Here is a 17,974-nt window from a genome sequence, read left to right as displayed (position 1 = left end):
AGGGCAGCCCCTTCTATGTGGTTAGTTTTTTTAATTGCTTAGGTGAAATACCGACGACTTTTTTGAACGCAGTACTAAAGTAATGCTGGGATTCATATCCAACTTCTTCTGCAATATTTCGAATCGGCATGTCAGTTGTTTTCAATAAATCAGTTGCTTTGTTGATACGCAACTGTGTTAATAAACCAATATAAGAAATACCTAGCTCTTGTTTCATCAAACGACTCAAATAGACTGTTGTGACATGCAATTCCTCTGCAACTCTTTCTAAGGTCAGAGATGAGTCCTGGTAATGCTGTTGAACATAGGCCTTAGCTTGCTTAACAATTGGAGATAATCTTGTTTTCTTATGTATTTGCGTTTTGCATTGATCATAAACTTCATATAAGGTAGATAAATCCTCATCAATGATGGTTTCAAGGTGCCAAAAAACAGTTATATTTAAGTATTCCTTAATCGCTTCTTCTATTTGTACTACTTCTTCTGATGTCACCTGCTCCCATAAACAGACATTAAGTAAGTCTGACCTGTCCCGGAATACAGCAGCACGTTTTGACTCTAGCAATTCCCCTATTATATTTTCAACTGCGAATAAATAGACTTGTCGATCATTCTCTTGCATAAGCGTTTGATTATGGTGAAACTTAGGACATTTTATAATAATGTATTGCATAGGTACCCTTACTGGTAAGTTCAAAAACTGTAATTGCTTCTTAATTTCTTCGTTTGCTAAATGACCTTCTATCCAATCTTGAAAAAACCGTTGCTTGAGTTGTGCATGGTTTTTCTTTATTTGGTTTTCTGCTTGTTTTAAGTACGTTTCTTGGTTTACCTCGGTATCAATCTGTTGCTTTATCTCATGGATTAGATTCGAAAGTTTTTCTGGGTTCACAGGTTTTAATAAATAATCTGCTACTTGCAAGCGTATCGCTTCCTGCGCATACCGAAACTCATCATAACCAGATATGACCACCATTTTGCACTTTGGTAATTGCTCTTTTAATATCTTCATTACAGTAATACCATTCATGATCGGCATGTTTAAATCAACTAATAGGATATCAATCTGAAGCTCCAATGCTAATTCAACTGCTTCCTCTCCATCTTCTGCTTCTCCGACCACTTCCATTTCATACTGTTCCCAGTTAATGGAAGACAGAATACCGTCGCGTATAATAAATTCATCATCGGCAATTAACACCTTCAATCTACCCATTACTTCCCTCCCCTTTTACCATCCCATATCCTTCTTGTAGTGGTAACAATATTTCGACTTTTGTACCGACTTTTTCTTTACTATCCACATATATCCCATAGCCCTCTCCAAAGGCCAGCTTTATACGAGCCTGGACATTTAACATTCCATAGCCCTTTTTATTCCTTGTTTCTCTTTTGTTATCTGTCCTCTCAACAGCCTCACTCAATGCTTGACGCATTTCTGAGAGCTGCTTTTCAGACATACCGGCTCCATCATCCTGAATAAGAATGGAGAGTTTTCCTTCTTTTTCTTGTGCAGTCACATCGATAAGTCCGGGACCACGCCGCTCTTTAATCCCATGATAAATAGCGTTTTCAATGATTGGCTGTAATATAAATTTTAAAACATATAGATGACATACTTCTTCATCCAAATGAAAATGATAGTTTAATTTTTCACGGTACCTGGAATATTGTATCTTAAGATAGCTTTCTACGTGTTCTATTTCTCTATTTAAAGGAATCATATCTTGACCTTTACTTAGACCAATCCGAAATAATGTCGCCAAAGACTCCACTAGTTCTGCTACATCTGTAGCCTTTTGTTTTCTTGCCATCCACTGAATCGTATCTAGCGTATTATATAAAAAATGTGGATTTATATTTGCTTGCAAACTTCTAAACTCTGCTTCTCGCTTTTCCCTTTCTTGCCGCTTGGTAAGTCGAAGCAATTGATTCATTTGTGTCAACATTTTATTAAAACTACGTCCGAGCATCCCTATCTCATCATCTCGTTTTTCCTTGTAACGAACACCAAGATCTCCACCCTCAGCTTTTCGCATGAACATCATTAATTGGGTGATCGGTGTCGAAATTGATTTAGCTAAGAAATAAGATACCCCAATACCAAAAAACATGATGATAAAAGCAAAAATTACTAAATAAAACTGAATTTCACGCATCTCAAAAACCGTTTCTGCCGCAGGAAACACACCTATCGTTGTCCAATTTGCAAATGGAGATTTTTGAAAAATAAATTGTAGTTTTTGGGAATTATATTCTTTTGAAAAGGTACCAGACTTTTTTCCTTCTAACCATTCAATGGGAACTTTTTCAATCAAAGGGTCAGATGGCTGATAAATGTTATGACCTTGATCATCAACAACCATCAGATAACCCGTTTTTTCTAATTTAACATTATCTAATGTTTCCTCAATTACCCGTAATTTTAAGTCTATTAAAATAACCCCATTTACTTTCTGTGTTTTTGGATTTAATAGTGCACGAACAACGGTGACCACTTCGTCATTTTTGTAATTTACTACCGAGGATAAACTTCGCCCTTCAGGTTGACCAATAATCGTAAAGATCCCTTCATTTTCAACTGCTTTTTTATACCAAGCTTCCTTTGTTAAATCTTGACTCGGTGGCGAATAAAATTCATTACTAATGTAATTCCCCTTATTGTTCACAACCAATATCCCCGCCACTTCTGGGGAGAGCATAGTAAAGTTACGGAGAAACTCTTGGATATCATATTCGGTCGATGCAGCTTGTTCGGCTCCTGGATCAAAAAAATGCTGCACGTTCTCATTGAATCCAATAAAATAAGTAATACTCTGCATGTTGTTTATATAAAATTCAAACGTTTTGTTCACCTTACTGATAAGCTGAAGCGTATTTTCATTCGCTTGATCCTCTAAGACCCGTTCAATGCTCCAATTGATCAATAATCCAAGACAAATAATTGGGATTATACTGATGAGTAAAAAGTGAGAAATCAATTTATAGCGGATGGGTAAATTATTTATTTGAATCCAGCGCTTCATTTTAATCAATCCATTCTCAACTTTTTATTTAGGATAAAAAGAATCTACATTTTCCTTCGTTACAATCGTTACCCCTGTATCCACAAAGCGTGGCAATGGTGCTTTTTCATCTACTTGTTCCACGAGGCCATGATTTAAGTGAAATAGAAATTGCAGAGACCAATATCCCATCTCCCATGTCCCTTGGGCCAATGTGGCAGAAATAAGACCATCTTTAACCATATCGAGGGTTCCTTTATCTGTATCAAAACTAATAATTTTCATAGTGTCTTGACGCTCATTGGCTAAGACTGCTTTTCCAACTCCAACTCCACCAACTGCTTCTGTAACAAAAATTCCAGTCAGATTTGCATACTCCTTCATCATTTCTTGTGCTGCTTCTTTGGATAGCATTTGATCCCCTCTGCCATCCTTAATAGAAACCACGTTCATATCAGGGTAATCAGAATAGATAGTATCTTGAAAACCTTGTGTCCGCTCCTGCTGATTTAACTGATGTGGCTGCGTAATAACTCCTAGTTTCCCCTCTTCATTTAGTAATTCCGCCATTTTATGAGCTGCTTCCACTCCAGCGTTGTAATTATCAGTTCCCAAAAAAGAATAGGCTTTACTTTTTGGTGCATCGGCATCAAACATAACAACGGGGATACCAGCTTCAACTGCCTTATTAATTACAGGGGTTAATGCTTCTGGATCCATTGTTGATACAGCAATCCCTGCAGGTTTTCTTGCGATTACTTGTTCAAGAGCAGTAATCTCTTCATTTACGTCGTATTGCATAGCACCTCGAAATTCCACCGAAACATTCATTGCTTCCGCCGCATCTTCAAAGCCTTTTAGTGCTCGTTTCCAATAATCTATCCCCACTTGAAACGTTACCATTACATAGGTTTCATCCATACTACCTTTCAACTCATTTTCAGTCCATTCACGTGTGGAAGAATCTTCTTTTTGATAATTATATACATATGCTACAAATAGACCGATTAACAGAAGATAGAGGAAAAGCAGCTTTTTCATTTTTGTAACCCCTTTCAAAAACAGTAGAGATGAATCGCTTTTAATAATAGTTTTCTAATATGTATACTCTTAACTAAGATTAATTTTATCTGCATCGGAATTGGAAAATAACTGTAAATCAAAGAAAACAAGAACAGTAGAAAGATTTTTTTAGTTAAAGTTCAGAAAAAAACTGGAACCCCAATTAGTTACCTAATTCTGCTTTTGAAACTAATCCGCAACAGCCCTCACAAGGTTGATAATTGCTGAACGAATGGTCTCGTAATCTGCATTAGATCATCTTTAAGACGGTCTAGTATAAAAGTTCTTATATGTAATAAAATACGCGACAGTTAACATTCCAATCCCTGCCGCGTTAAAATCTTGTAATTATTTTAGACTTTCTTATTGCTGCTCCTTAAAGACAACTGATACATTTGGATCTGCCTCATTCACTTCATAGCAACAATATTCCTCATCGAACCCAGGGCTCCTCCATGTAAATTTAAGTAAAAGAAGTTTGGTAACATGATTCATCCAACATAAACTTATCATTTTTATTCTTCAATTGATTCTCCCTAAACTGTAGATAGTGTGACTTCATAACCAAATGGTCCTTGTGTTCTTTCATTTTTCACCCTATAAGCTTTCATTTTCCACTGAAAACAATGATAAACAAAACGATTGCTGGAAAGTAAGCCTCTCCCTGCAGGGTAGAGGCGTTATTTAATAACAACGTATTCTAAGTCAACCAGTGTGGCATAAGCTATCATTTGGTCAGTTGTTAAATTTAATGAAACAACAGTATGGTGACCGCCACCATTTTCTATCCAGGCTTTAACGCCATCATGAAAGTTTGGTTTAACCTCCCATAGTATACGGGCTACTGGAAGTTTTGGAGCTGGAATAGTCGGCTCAAATGCAGCAACTTCGTTGATCAAAAGCTTGTAATGAGTACCAAAGTCAGCCATTGAAACAACCACACCGTCTCCAGCTTTACCGTCAAATACTAAACGTGCTGGATCTTCTCGATCACCGATTCCTAATGGAGACACCACAATTTTGGGTTTGTTGCTTGCTAGAGTTGGATCTACTTCAAGCATATGTGATTGAAGAATTGCTTCTTGACCAGCTGCTAATTCATATGTGTAATCTTCCATAAAGCCAGTTGATTGGTTATGGCTCATCACTTTGAGTAAGCGATCGAGTGCCGCAGTCTTCCAATCTCCTTCAGCAGCAAAGCCATATTCCTGTGCCATTAAACGTTGAACTGCAAGGCCGGGAAGCTGTTTCATACCGTATAAATCTTCAAAGTTAGTTGTGAAGGCATTGTAACCACCTTCATCAAGGAAACGTTTAATGGCGATTTCGTACTTTGCTTGTACTTTTACGCTGGCTTCCCAATTTTCTTTCCTGTAAGTACCATAATCAAATTCATAAAGCCCTGCATATTCTTCAAACAGAGCATCAACTTCACCGTCTTTAACAGCATCCACGTATTGAACAAGATCTCCAATACCAAAGTAGTCTACGGTCCACCCAAATTGAATTTGTGCTTCCACTTTATCTCCTTCGGTCACACCAACGTGACGCATATTGTCACCGAAGCGAGCGACTTTGATGTTAAAACTTTCGTTATAAGCAACCGCTACGTCCATCCACTCTGCAATTTGCTTTTGGACTTCAGCACGTTCCCAATGACCTACGACAACTTTATTTTTTTTGTTTAAACGGGCATTGATAAATCCATACTCCCGGTCACCATGAGCAGATTGGTTAAGGTTCATGAAGTCCATATCAATCGATTCCCATGGAATACTTTCGTTAAATTGTGTTGCTAGATGAAGTAATGGTTTTTGTAATAATTTTGTTCCACGAATCCACATTTTCGCAGGAGAGAAAGTATGCATCCAAGTAATGACACCTGCAACCTCGTCACGATAATTAACTTCTTTCATTATATTCGTAATTTTATCTGTATTAACAGCTAAATCTTGCAATATGACTGGGTAAGGTAAAACACCGCTTTCATTTAAAGCATCTGTCATTGTTTGTGCGTGTGCTTTTACTTCTGCTAACGCTTCTTCCCCATAAAGATGTTGTGATCCTACGATAAACCAAAATTCTTTTTTTTCTATTGCTGACATAGTAACCCTCTTTTCTTCATTTAAATTTTTTTACTTTTGCCCGTAATAAGCATTTTCTCCGTGTTTTCGTAAATAGTGTTTATCTAAAATACGCTGTGGTAATTCTTTAGCAAAGTGATTTAATTCCCGCGCAAATAAATTCATTTTCGAGACTTCCTCTAGAACCACACTGTTCATTACCGCAGATTTCACATCTTTTCCCCAGGTAAACGGAGCATGACCATGCAGTATGACACCGGGAACCGCTAAGATATCTAACCCGCGCTCTTCAAATGCTTCAATGATCACATTACCAGTTTCTGCTTCGTAACCACGGTCAATCTCCTCTTGTGTCAAGTAACGGGCACAAGGTACAGAACCGTAAAATGTGTCTGCATGAGTGGTTCCCATCGCTGGAATATCAAGACCTGCTTGAGCCCAGATTGTCGCCCAGGTTGAGTGAGTGTGTGCAATGCCACCGATTGCTGAATAATGCTTATAAAGTACTGCATGAGTCGGTGTATCTGATGATGGATTTAATTCTCCTTCCACCACATTGCCTTCTAAATCAACAACCACCATATCACTGGCTTTCATACTTTTATAATCCACACCACTTGGTTTAATTACGAATAGGCCGCTTTCACGATCAATCGCACTTGCATTTCCCCACGTATATTTCACAAGTCCCTGCTTTGGCAATTCTAAGTTTGCTTGGAACACTTCTTCTTTTAGTTGTTCTAACACATCAATCCCTCTCGCTTTCCACTAGATTATCTATTGCGGCTCGTTCAATCACTAATCCTTCTTTGTATCGTTCTATGAATGTTTCAAATCCTTTCACATCCAATCGATCTGGATACATTTCTTTTACCTCAACTCCAGTAAAGACTTTTTTATCGAGAAAATATCCTAAACTTTCTTTTTGATCTTTGTTCATCATGTAAGAAGCTAGAATAGCAATTCCCCAGGCACCGCCTTCTCCAGCTGTCGCCATAACGGAAACCGGAGTTTTCATTGCAGCCGCAACAATCTTTTGGCCGACAACCGGGGTTTTAAATAAACCACCATGAGCTAGAATGCTATCAATCTCAACATTTTCTTCCTTTGTTAAAATATCCATTCCAATTTTCAAAGCACCAAAGGCAGTAAAAAGATTGATCCGCATAAAGTTTGCTAAGTTAAAATTACTCTCCGGGGAGCGAACAAATAGTGGCCGGCCTTCTTCAAATCCTGTTATATTTTCACCGGAGAAATATCCATAGCTAAGCAAACCTCCACCATCCGGGTCAGCTTCCAAAGCTTTGTTCAACATCACAGTGAATAACTCATTCGTTTCAACCTTTTGTCCCATCGCTTCATAAAATTCTCGGAACAATCCGATCCAGGCATTGATGTCACTGGAACAGTTATTTGCATGAACCATTCCAACTGGACTACCACTTGGTGTGGTTACCAGATCGATTTCCGGATGTACAGTTGAAAGTTCTTTCTCCAACACAATCATGGCAAAAACTGAAGTACCTACGGAGACGTTCCCGGTACGTTTCCTCACACTGTTTGTAGCAACCATCCCCGTTCCAGCATCCCCTTCTGGCGGACAGAGCGGAATTCCTGGTTCCAAATTTTCTGATTTATCCAGAACTTTTGTTCCCACTTCTGTTAGTTCACCTGCTTGTTCACCCGATAGATAAACTGTAGGAAGAATATCTTTCAGTTTCCAGGGATAGCTTTGGTTAGCAATTAGTACATCAAACTGCTTCACCATCGATTCATTGTAATCTTGCGTTGATTCATCAATCGGAAACATTCCGGAGGCATCTCCAATCCCAATTGCTTTATTACCACTTAGTAACCAGTGAATAAATCCAGCTAATGTAGTGATATAATCAACCCGTGGTAAATGTTCCTCCTCATCTAATATCGCTTGATAAAGGTGCGCGATACTCCACCGTTCCGGAATATTGAATTGAAATTGATCAGTTAACTTGTTGGCTGCAACACTGGTGGTTGCATTACGCCAGGTTCGAAATGGAACAAGTAGATCACCTTTATTGTCAAAAGCCATATAGCCATGCATCATTGCAGAAATTCCAATAGAACCAATTTTCTGAATAGTAATTCTATAATTGCGTTCAACCTGTTGCTTCATACCACTATAAGCTTCTTGTAGCCCATTGATAATTTCCTCTAAATGGTATGTCCAATATCCGTTTTCCAAACGGTTTTCCCACTCATAACTTCCAGAAGCTATGGTTTCAAAACGATTATCAATCAACACGGTTTTTATACGCGTCGATCCAAATTCAATACCCAAGGAAGTCTCACCATTAATAATCTTTTGTTTAATGATATCTGGATTATTTTTCAAATTAAACTCCTCTCTGATAGCGGTTTCAATAGAAAGAAAAGCGCTTTCCTTTTTACTTATCTTTATTATAATTTTAGTATATTTTTTGTACGTACAAATGTCAATTATTAAATTATATGTACTTACAAAAATGAGTGTTAGATTTCTAAGAATCTGTATTTGATAAAATAAAATTACAATTTCAATTGGATATTAAGTTCTCGAAGATAGAGGTTTTATTTAAGTTCATTTAAATTCATGGTAGAATATGTACGTATAAATATAAGGATAAAAATTAAATCATGAACAACTATGAAAGAAGTGAGGAAAATGAAACCAAAATACCAAGTGCTTATTGACGATATAAAAAGTAAAATTCTTTCAGGAGTATATAGCGTAGGAGAACGAATCCCTACGGAATCCGCCCTGAAGGATATGTACTGTGTTAGCAGACAAACAGTTCGTAAAGCTATTTTAGAACTATCAAATGAGGGATTCTTAAGAAGTGAAAAGGGATCAGGGACTTATGTAAGTAATCAATATCAATCAAAATCCGGGAGGAAATCCTATAATAAAACAATAGGTGTAATTACTACTTATATTTCGGATTATATTTTCCCCTCTATCATTCGTGGTATTGAAGGCAGATTAAACGAGGAAAATTATTCGTTACTGTTAGCCAGCACGAATAATGATGTTGAACAAGAAAAAAAAGCGCTGGAGATGATGTTATCATTTGGAGTGGATGGTTTGATTATTGAACCAACAAAAAGTAATCTATTCAATCCTAATATTGCTTATTACCTGTCGTTCAAGGAGCATGACGTTCCATTCATTATGATCAATGCGTATTACGAAGAGTTAGATGTTCCTTTTCTTTGCCTAGATGACGTACAGTCCAGCTATCTTGCAACAAAAGAATTGGTTTCTAAAGGACACACACAAATCGGGCATATTTCAAAAAGTGATGATTTACAGGGGAAGTATCGAATGAAGGGGTATATAAAAGCACTTGGAGAAGCAAAATTACGTTTTCATCCCGAGAAAGTGCTTTCTTTTGATACAGAAACGAAGTTGGAATTATACATCAACTTGAAGAAGTTCCTAAACGAAAACAGAGACGAGTTGACTGCAATGGTTTGCTACAACGACGAAGTTGGGTTAGAAGTAGTAAATGTATGCAGACAACTAGGGATTTCGATCCCGGATGAATTGTCAATTATTGGCCAGGACAACTCTTATATTGCAAGAAACGCTAATATCAAACTAACAACGCTGACACACCCTCAAGAACAAATGGGTCGTGACGCAGCAGATTGGGTCATTAAGAAACTACAGGGAGGGGGAAAGGATTTACCAAACGAAACCTATTATCATCCAGTGTTAATCGAGGGCGAAACTGTAAAAGAGTTGAAAAAAATTAACTCCTGTGAATCTAGGCAGCTTTCAACTCGTTGTTTAAATAAGAAAATGTATTAGAGAAGCAGGAATCCCTATAAGGACCTGCTTCTCTTTCTTCTATTTTCTTCCACAGTATATTGTGCTCTTCCCTTTGTAAAATCATCCTTTTTTTACTGAGTCCAATCCGTAATCAATTTCACATCTATCCCCTAAATCTTTATTTTGCACCTGGTTTTAGTTTTTTAACAACGTGTCGTATTTTAAAATTATGATATATCCAGGATACCATCGATGAAATCGTGGAGCAGGCCCTGAATAAACATCCCTCCATACAATCTTAGCAGGTTATCTTCATTGAAAATTGATGGGGAAAAAGTTACATATAAATTTTTCTTTAAAACACAAATGGAGTTCCCGTTTACTAATACTAACTGCCTCTTTATTTCCAGTCCCCTTTTCGCTTAACCCCCAGACCTTTCATTACTTCATCAATAATTTTCACTTCATGTCCGCCCCGCGCGGTTGTAAATTAAAAGCAGGAGGGGCTCTCCCTCCTGCTCCTACTGCCAATTATTGATATAAATTGTACTCGATCAAAAGCTCCGCCCGCTTCGTTAGGGCTTGTTTTGCATCTTCTGTAACTTCGGCAGCCTTTGATTTGTCAAGGTGCTTCAAGAAAATTTCGAGATGTTCTACTGTTTGGCTTTCGTGGCCTTTTTCTTGCTGGTGGATGACTTGCTTCATACTGTTTTCCAGCTTCTTAACCAAGGGACCATTGACGTCGCCGTTTTCCACATATTGTGCTAGCCAGTCATCCAGATGAGCAACGCTTGTTGTGGTAGCGACAGATACAGCTTCGCTTGCTTTTGAGATATTGCCAGCAGCGTCTAGAGCTGTCACGGTGTACTCATATGTGGTGGCATCGGTTAATCCGGTGTCCTGAAAAGTAGTCGATGTTGTTGTACCGACTTTTTCGTCGTCACGATAAACGGTATAACCAGTTACTCCTACATTATCTTCGGAAGCTTCCCAGTTCAGTTCCACTCCACTTTCCGAAAATGATGATGCTTCTACATTAGTTGGAGCTGTCGGTGCTGTTTCATCAGTATCCTCGAACTCTTTCAGCTTGAAAGTTGCTCTTCTTTCTTCTTGCTCTGAATCAATCATACGCACTCCAAGCGTCTGATCGTCTTTCTGATACAAGAACCCACCATCCTTGTATGCCTGGAACGAAGTCCAGTCTTCGTCAGCCAAACCTGGTGTTACTTTAAATGTAGCTTGTTCTTTAAACTTTTCTGTTCCGTCATGCTTAGCGAGTTTAATGTCACTGCCATCTCTGATCAAGTAGAACCCTGGATTATCCTCCGACTGGAAGGATACGTACTCTTCCTTATCGTTTGCAAGTCCAGCTACTTGGTGCCATTGATAATCATAGGTGGTATTTTCCATATCATTCACCAGGATGTCGCCGTCCACATGGCGTACATATGCGTCTTGATTATCGTAGCCCTGCAGCAAATATGGTGAATATTGGATCCCGGAAGCTGTCGGCACAACTTTATGGATCGAGCCGTCCGGATTGTAAATTAGTTCTTCAATCGACACCGAACGTCTGTATTCTCCGCCAGTAGGCAATGCCGCCGTATGGTAAATCAGATACGATTTACCTTCAAATTCAATGACAGCCGGATGGCTTGTCGGACTGTTATAAACAGTGTCCATCAGCTTACCGCCATAAACCCAAGGGCCTTCCGGGCTGTAGCTCGTTGCATAGGCAAGCTCTTCCGGATAATTCATCGCATAGGTAAGGTAATAGGTGCCATCCTTTTCATGGATGTGTGGACCCTCGGTAAATGTGCCAGGCATCCCTTCTATTTCCACTTCATGAATTTCGCCATCAAATTCGGTCATGTTGTCTTTTAACTTTGCGTAATAAAGTTTTGTGTTACCCCAGTACAGGTAAGCCTGTCCCTCGTCATCGATAAAGACGGTCGGGTCAATGTCATCCCATGCGTAACCGTTACCCATATTGTCAGGGTTTTTGGTATCGGTGCTTTTGACAAGCGGGCCGCCGATGGCATCTTTCCAGCCAGTGATGGGGTTATCCGATTCTGCTACACCAATTGCCATTCCTGGTGCATTTGGGTCGCTGTTTTCTACTGTCACATACCAGTAAAATTTCCCGTCTTTTTCAATTGTTTCAGAAGCCCAGGCAGTGTTGCCGTTTCCCCACTCAAAAGTCGTACGAGGCACGGAACCTTCCAACTCCCAGTTTTTCATGTCACTGGAAGAATAGATATCCCACTCCCTCATATCAAAGAAATTACCAGTTATGGATGCTTGGTCATGTCCAGCATATAAATAAACTTTGCCATCATGTTCGATTGCAGCGGGATCGGCGCTGAAACGATCTTTTATAATCGGGTTACCAACGATATCATTCGGCTTTGGTTGGGTTGGAATGTCGCCTTCTTCCGCATGCGGAATGTTATTTTGCAGTCTTTCAAACTCTTCCTGGGTAATACTCATCACATCACCGTGGCGCGGTCTGTCTGGCAGGTTAATATCCTCGGAAAGCTTCCAGTCTGCCGAATTTATGTCGGTTGTTTCAAATAACGTATAGCCTCTTCCGCCACCGTATTCATCAATTAACAGATAAAACTTATCTTCTTCTGTATTCGATTTGAAGATTTCCGCACCTTCGCCATGGTCGAGCACATCCATGCCGATTCCTTCTTTTACAAGTTCAAAGTCACCAAAGAAAGAGTCGCCTACTTCCTGGAATACGTGCTCCCGGATTTCTTCTCCGCCCCATTCTTTCTCAGAGTAATACGTACCTTTAGTGATACGGTGGATTTTATCGTTGTGTTCGATCGCTACCGTGTCCAAGATGTCATGACCTAAATCTAACAACGTTTTTGGTTCTGTGAATGTGTGGAAATCTCTCGTTTTGGCATACATGATCCTGTTATGGCTTTCCCCGTCACCATAGCGGGCGGCTACACTGTCATAGACAAAGGAGGACCAGTAGACAATATATTCGCCGGTAGAATCGTCATAAAAGACCTCTGGTGCCCAGGTATTTCCAGTTTCCGGAGTTGTAATTTCTACCTCTCGTTGTTTTGACCAGTTTACCAGGTCAGTAGATTCCCAAATCATGAGCGAATTGCTTCCTTCTCTAACTGTTCTGCCCCAGTTTCCGCCTGTTCCATATACTTTTAGGTCTGTCGCAAGTAAATAAAACTTGTCCCCTTCAGGTGAACGGATGATCGACGGATCCCGCAGGCCTTTTTCGCCTAGATGACTTGTGATGACCGGATTGCCATCATTGATTTCATTCCACTGGGTTACATCGTTTCCGTCACTTAAAGCGAAGCGGATTTGCTCGCCATCTTCATAAGCTTCCCCGGTAAAGTAGGTCATCATATAGGCTGCGTTATCTTCTACTTTTTCCGGAAGCTCTCTTACAGTAGTCGTGAACTCTTTTACAGCTGTTTCGCCGTTCAATTCAAACGTCGCAGTCAGATCAACGGTTACATTCCCTTCCCCATGGACCGGACGGGAAACTTCACCGGTTCTCGTGATCACGGACGTGTCGGATGAGTCCCAGCTAATCGTGGAACCATTTTCCCCTTCTTTGGACAAATTCAAGTTACCGCGGACATCGTCCTGATTGTAAACAACCAATTCATCAGTATCCGCTTCGATTGCATCAGCGTCTTGCATTTTTCTCATAACAGTCAGGCTGAATTCTTTCGTGATCGAATCGTTTCCATCAGAAATCGTTGCAGTAAGGGTAACCGTTTTGTCCCCTTCTTCATAAGCAGGCCTGTTCACTGTTCCATCATTTGCGATGACATCCGGGTTACTGGACTCCCATGTTATGGTCGTATCATATGCCCCGGTATCAGGAAAATCCAGGTCTGTCGTGATTTGCTCAGCATCGTCGTTATAGCGGAGGAAGTGAAGAAGCGTAAGTTTCTCAGCAGCTTTTTCTACATAATAGCCGCCTAATCCTCCAATGTCTTCCACTTTTGCAGTAGCTTCTTCGTATAAGGCGCCAACTTCTTTCTCTGATAAAGCATCATTGTAAACTTCAAAATCGGCAACCATTCCGTCAAAATATGGATCTGGTGCATAGAAAGACTTTCCTATGTAACCACTGATACCATCGTTGTTTTTAATGTCAGCCAACGTTATCCCGTTGGTTGAACCGGTTGCCACCAGCTCTCCGTCTACATACGTTTCCAGCGTTTCTTCCGGTCCGTTGATCACGTTCGTAACAAGGTTCCACTCCCCGGACGCAAGCCTTGGGGAAGCTGCATAGGTTTCATTCCGCCAACCGTCTGTGGCAATGCCGACCCGGTCAGCCGAACCACCAATATATGCTGGAGTATAGTACATATAGTGGGTGTCACCCTGGCCAAAGCCATATATCCACTGTGCTCCTCCGGTTCCGGCCCAGTTAACGAGGGAAGATACGGTAACACTCTCCACCCCGTCCAAAACCCCATTCGGAATTTCGATAAAGGATTCCGTCTGCCCACCTTCAAAATTGACAACACTTGTGTTGGTGTCGTCGTTCGTGATCAGCTCAGCGTTTTCCGGATTGATGAATGTTCCATTAAAGTCTCCAGTACTGTCTTCAACAGTAGTGCCATCGACATTGCTCATGTCGTAGTCCAAAATTTCTTTGTCCCCTACTGCCGCTGAAGCATCGGTAGTCCCAAACGTAAAAAATGCTGACATTACAGCGGCCGCAGTAAAGGCAAATGCTTTACCTCTCCCTATTGGCATGTCTTTTCTCCTTCCTGTTTTTAAATTAAAAGATTCTTAGAAATAAGGGGGGGCTGGTTTGCTGGATTCGTTATTAGTAAATTTCTCCATCCGGTAGTAATTCCCCCGACTCCGAAATGATCCAGTTGACAAAACAATATTGGGATACCGCCCCTGCACCAAAACAGGAGCGGATTTCCCCTTCCATTAATTCAAGCCATTATCCAACAAAAGGTTCGCATGCTTGCTTAAAGCAGCTTTTGCTTCTTCTGACACGTGTTCAGATTTTGCTTTTTCCAGGTGTTTTAGATAGTTTTCCAAATGTTTTACTGCTTGGTTCTCATTTCTTTTTTCGCGATGATGGGTGACTTGTTTCAGGCTGTTGACCAGTTTCGGTACCAACGGGCCGTTTACATCCCCGCTTTCCACGTATTGTTCGGTTACCTGTCGGAGCTCGTCGATGCTTAGTTGTGGTGTGACGGTAACTTTTGCCGTGGCGATGAATCCGCCTTCGACAGTTGTCACCGTGATGATAGCGCTTCCTTCTTGAAGCCCGGTCACGGTTCCGTTTTCATCGACAACCGCCGCGTTTTCATTGCTGCTGGACCACAGTACACCTTGATTAACGGCTTTTTGAGGTGCGACTGTTGCAGTTAATTGCATAGTTTGTCCCTCGATAAGTTCAACTGCCTCTTGATCAAGAGATACGCCTGTTACCGGATTTTCCGATACAGGTGCTTCCACTTCTACCGGTACATTTTCCAGCAGGCTTTCATATTCCGCTTGGGTTACAGGTAAAACGGTTCCGTGACGAGGGCGGTCCGGTAAATCATAATCCTCAGAAACTGTCCATTCGCCTGAATCCAGGTCTGTAGTTTCGAATGGAACATATCCTCTTCCGCCGAACTCATCGATAAACATGTACCATTTTTCTTCGGTGTTTGATTTGAACACTAATGGTCCCTCCCCGCGGCTGATATCGCCTTTTCCAAGGCCTTCCCGGATTAGTTCAAAGTTTGGGTCAAGCACAGAATCGCCGACTTCCTGAAAGATGAATTTGCCGTTTGGCGAAGAGGACGTATTGCCTCGTTCATCTTTTGTGAATCGGTAGATTTTGCCGTCATGTTCAATCATGGTTGTATCGATGATCGAATAGCCGTAATCCATATATACTTTTGGTTCACTGAATGTGTGGAAATCTCTTGTGGTGGTATACATCATGTGCTGATAACTGCTGCCGCTGGCCCGGTCTTCTTCACTTTCATAAAGTTTGGAAGCCCAGAAGATGACATATTCGCCGATTTTTTCATCATAGAAAATCTCCGGGGCCCACGTGTTGCCTGCTTCAGGCGGAGCAACTTCTACCATTCTTTGCTCGGACCAGTTTACGAGATCATTAGATTCCCAGACCATGATTGAACGGCTTCCTTCCGTTTGCGCTCGGCCCCAGTCCCCGCTGCCATACATCTTTAAATCGGTGGCGATCATATAAAACTTATCACCTTCAGGAGAACGGATGATAAATGGATCTCTCAACCCTTCTTCACCCATATCAGAAGTGAAAACAGGACCTCCATCATTTAGTTGTTGCCAGTGCAACGGGTCATTTCCTTCACTCAATCCAAAGTAGATTTGCTCCCCATTCGAATAGCCTTCACCGGTGAAGTAACTGAACAAGTAACCTTTATAATCTTCCTGCTTCGGCATTTCTTTAACATGGGCCAGAAAGACTTTGGTCACGGTTTCATTATTCTTTGTTATCGTCGCTTTAAGCTTGACCGTCACATCCCCCTCACTATGAGATGGGCGGGTAACTTCCCCGGTTGGAGTGATGATCGACTCATCTTCGGAGGTCCAGGAGATCGCTGTGTTATAGGCTCCTTCTGTCAGTAAAGTCAAGTTACCGCGAACATCGTTGATATTGTAAACAGTCAGTTCTTTAGCAGCGATTTTCACAGCTACCGAGTCCTTCGGGTTATGGATGACTGTTACGGTAAATTCTTTTGTAGCATAATTTGTGCCATCTGAAATTGTTGCGGTGAGAACTACATCCTGACTGCCTTCTTCATGAGAAGGGCGGGTAACCATACCATCGTTGGTAATCACGTCCTGGTTGCTGGATTCCCAAGTGATTGCCGTGCTGTTGGCACCACTCTCAGGGAATTTCAAGTCCTTTTCCACTTCTTCTTTGCTGGCATTTTCATTCAAGAAATCGTCGTAACCCAGCTGGCTTACAGCGCTGTCAAGCAATAATGTATCCATGTTTGCAATCTCTTCATCCGCAGCTGCTGTTAATGCTTTTACTTCTTCTGCAGTCAACGCACCATCATACACTTCAAGATCTGCAACCATTCCGTTGAAGTATGGATCGGCGCCATAAAAAGATTTACCGATATAACCGCTGATAACGTCGGTGTTACTGATGTCCTCCAATGCGAAGCTGGTAGAACCGCTAGCAGTCAGTTCTCCGTCAATATATAATTCCAATGTTTCTCCAGATATGACGGTGGTTACTAGCTTCCACTCATTCTTGGCCAAAGTGTCTGTTGTGGCGGAAACTTCATCCCTCCACCCATTAGTTGCAATGCCGAATCGGGCTGAACCGTCACTAGGATAGCTGGGGGTGAAATACATATATTTGCTGCTATTCTGGCCAAATGTATAAAGCCATTCCGCTCTATTTTTTCCGCTCCAGTTCACTAAAGTGGATACAGTTAAACTGTCTTTCCCATCCAATACACCTTGCGGAATCGTAATATGTGCATTGTTTCCGCCAAAACTGATGACACCGGCATTGTCTGTCGATAGCAATTCTGCATCATCCGGGTTGACCAATGTTCCGTCAAAATTACCGATACTATCTTTGATGACAGTCCCTTCTGTTTCTTTCATCTCATAATCCAAAACTTTATCAACATTTGCCGCAGCAGTTGTTTTGGCAAAACCAACACCCAAAAACATCACCAAAGCGATAACCGTTGCTGTAACAAAGGTAAAAAGTCCTTTCCTGCTATCTGACATCTAGCTACTCCTCCCTATTAAACAATGAATCTGATTTCTACTGTGTGATCATTGCTTTGCCCCTTTATCACCCCTTTCATTATGATGACAAGCTGGATATTAATTGCCCAGTTCCCACAACAATCGGGCTTTTTCAATTAGCTCAGATGGCTTTCGGGTTGAATGTGGTTTTTCGCCGTCAATCTCCCGACTTTTCACAGGATTTGCGGCAAAATGACTGATCATTTCCAAAAACACAGAAAGCGAGCGGGAAGTGGCTTCCAAATCCGGGAGCC

10 protein-coding genes are annotated in these 17,974 nt (G+C 40.9%); 1 reads left to right on the top strand and 9 read right to left on the bottom strand.

Translation table 11 applies throughout. The annotated features are described in order from the left end of the window. Nucleotides 1-13 precede the first annotated feature (13 nt). The 6 genes from BLV00_RS06160 to BLV00_RS06135 all read right to left on the bottom strand — a co-directional run bounded on the left by BLV00_RS06160 (nucleotide 14) and on the right by BLV00_RS06135 (nucleotide 8,522). Nucleotides 14-1,216 (bottom strand): response regulator transcription factor, encoded by a 1,203-nt coding sequence (locus tag BLV00_RS06160; protein WP_093043518.1) that lies wholly within the window; start codon nucleotides 1,214-1,216, stop codon nucleotides 14-16. Further along, on the bottom strand, nucleotides 1,209-3,026 hold the full coding sequence (locus BLV00_RS06155) for a cache domain-containing sensor histidine kinase (RefSeq protein WP_093043516.1): 1,818 nt from the start codon (nucleotides 3,024-3,026) through the stop codon (nucleotides 1,209-1,211). Before BLV00_RS06155 ends, BLV00_RS06160 begins: the two co-directional genes overlap by 8 nt. Before the next feature lie 24 nt (nucleotides 3,027-3,050). Then, nucleotides 3,051-4,046 (bottom strand): substrate-binding domain-containing protein, encoded by a 996-nt coding sequence (locus BLV00_RS06150; protein ID WP_093043514.1) that lies wholly within the window; start codon nucleotides 4,044-4,046, stop codon nucleotides 3,051-3,053. A gap of 701 nt (nucleotides 4,047-4,747) precedes the next feature. Further along, nucleotides 4,748-6,172, bottom strand: a complete 1,425-nt coding sequence (gene araA / locus BLV00_RS06145) for an L-arabinose isomerase (protein WP_093043512.1) — start codon at nucleotides 6,170-6,172, stop codon at nucleotides 4,748-4,750. A gap of 30 nt (nucleotides 6,173-6,202) precedes the next feature. Beyond that, the gene (locus tag BLV00_RS06140) at nucleotides 6,203-6,898 is read right to left on the bottom strand and encodes an L-ribulose-5-phosphate 4-epimerase (protein WP_093043510.1); all 696 of its coding nucleotides are present in this window, start codon (nucleotides 6,896-6,898) and stop codon (nucleotides 6,203-6,205) included. Between the two features lies 1 nt (nucleotide 6,899). After that, on the bottom strand, nucleotides 6,900-8,522 hold the full coding sequence (locus tag BLV00_RS06135) for a xylulokinase (protein WP_093043508.1): 1,623 nt from the start codon (nucleotides 8,520-8,522) through the stop codon (nucleotides 6,900-6,902). Between the two features lie 309 nt (nucleotides 8,523-8,831). On the opposite strand from BLV00_RS06135, the gene BLV00_RS06130 reads away from it, so the two are divergent. Next, nucleotides 8,832-9,980 (top strand): GntR family transcriptional regulator, encoded by a 1,149-nt coding sequence (locus BLV00_RS06130; RefSeq protein ID WP_093043506.1) that lies wholly within the window; start codon nucleotides 8,832-8,834, stop codon nucleotides 9,978-9,980. A 492-nt stretch (nucleotides 9,981-10,472) separates the two neighbouring features. Here BLV00_RS06130 and BLV00_RS06125 read toward each other — a convergent pair whose 3' ends face one another. The 3 genes from BLV00_RS06125 to BLV00_RS21915 form a co-directional block, all read right to left on the bottom strand. Continuing rightward, a complete protein-coding gene (locus BLV00_RS06125) occupies nucleotides 10,473-14,699 on the bottom strand; it encodes an immunoglobulin-like domain-containing protein (protein WP_093043504.1) in 4,227 nt (1,408 codons plus the stop codon). A gap of 186 nt (nucleotides 14,700-14,885) precedes the next feature. Next, a complete protein-coding gene (locus BLV00_RS06120) occupies nucleotides 14,886-17,699 on the bottom strand; it encodes an immunoglobulin-like domain-containing protein (protein ID WP_093043502.1) in 2,814 nt (937 codons plus the stop codon). 99 nt (nucleotides 17,700-17,798) lie between these two features. Then, nucleotides 17,799-17,963 carry a hypothetical protein gene (locus tag BLV00_RS21915; RefSeq protein WP_176791356.1) on the bottom strand — a complete coding sequence of 55 codons (165 nt, stop codon included), beginning with the start codon at nucleotides 17,961-17,963 and terminating at the stop codon, nucleotides 17,799-17,801. Nucleotides 17,964-17,974 lie beyond the last annotated feature (11 nt).

This window comes from Thalassobacillus cyri, from assembly GCF_900107755.1.
Classification (GTDB): domain Bacteria; phylum Bacillota; class Bacilli; order Bacillales; family Halobacillaceae; genus Thalassobacillus; species Thalassobacillus cyri.
This window is presented reverse-complemented; position numbering and strand designations above follow the sequence as displayed.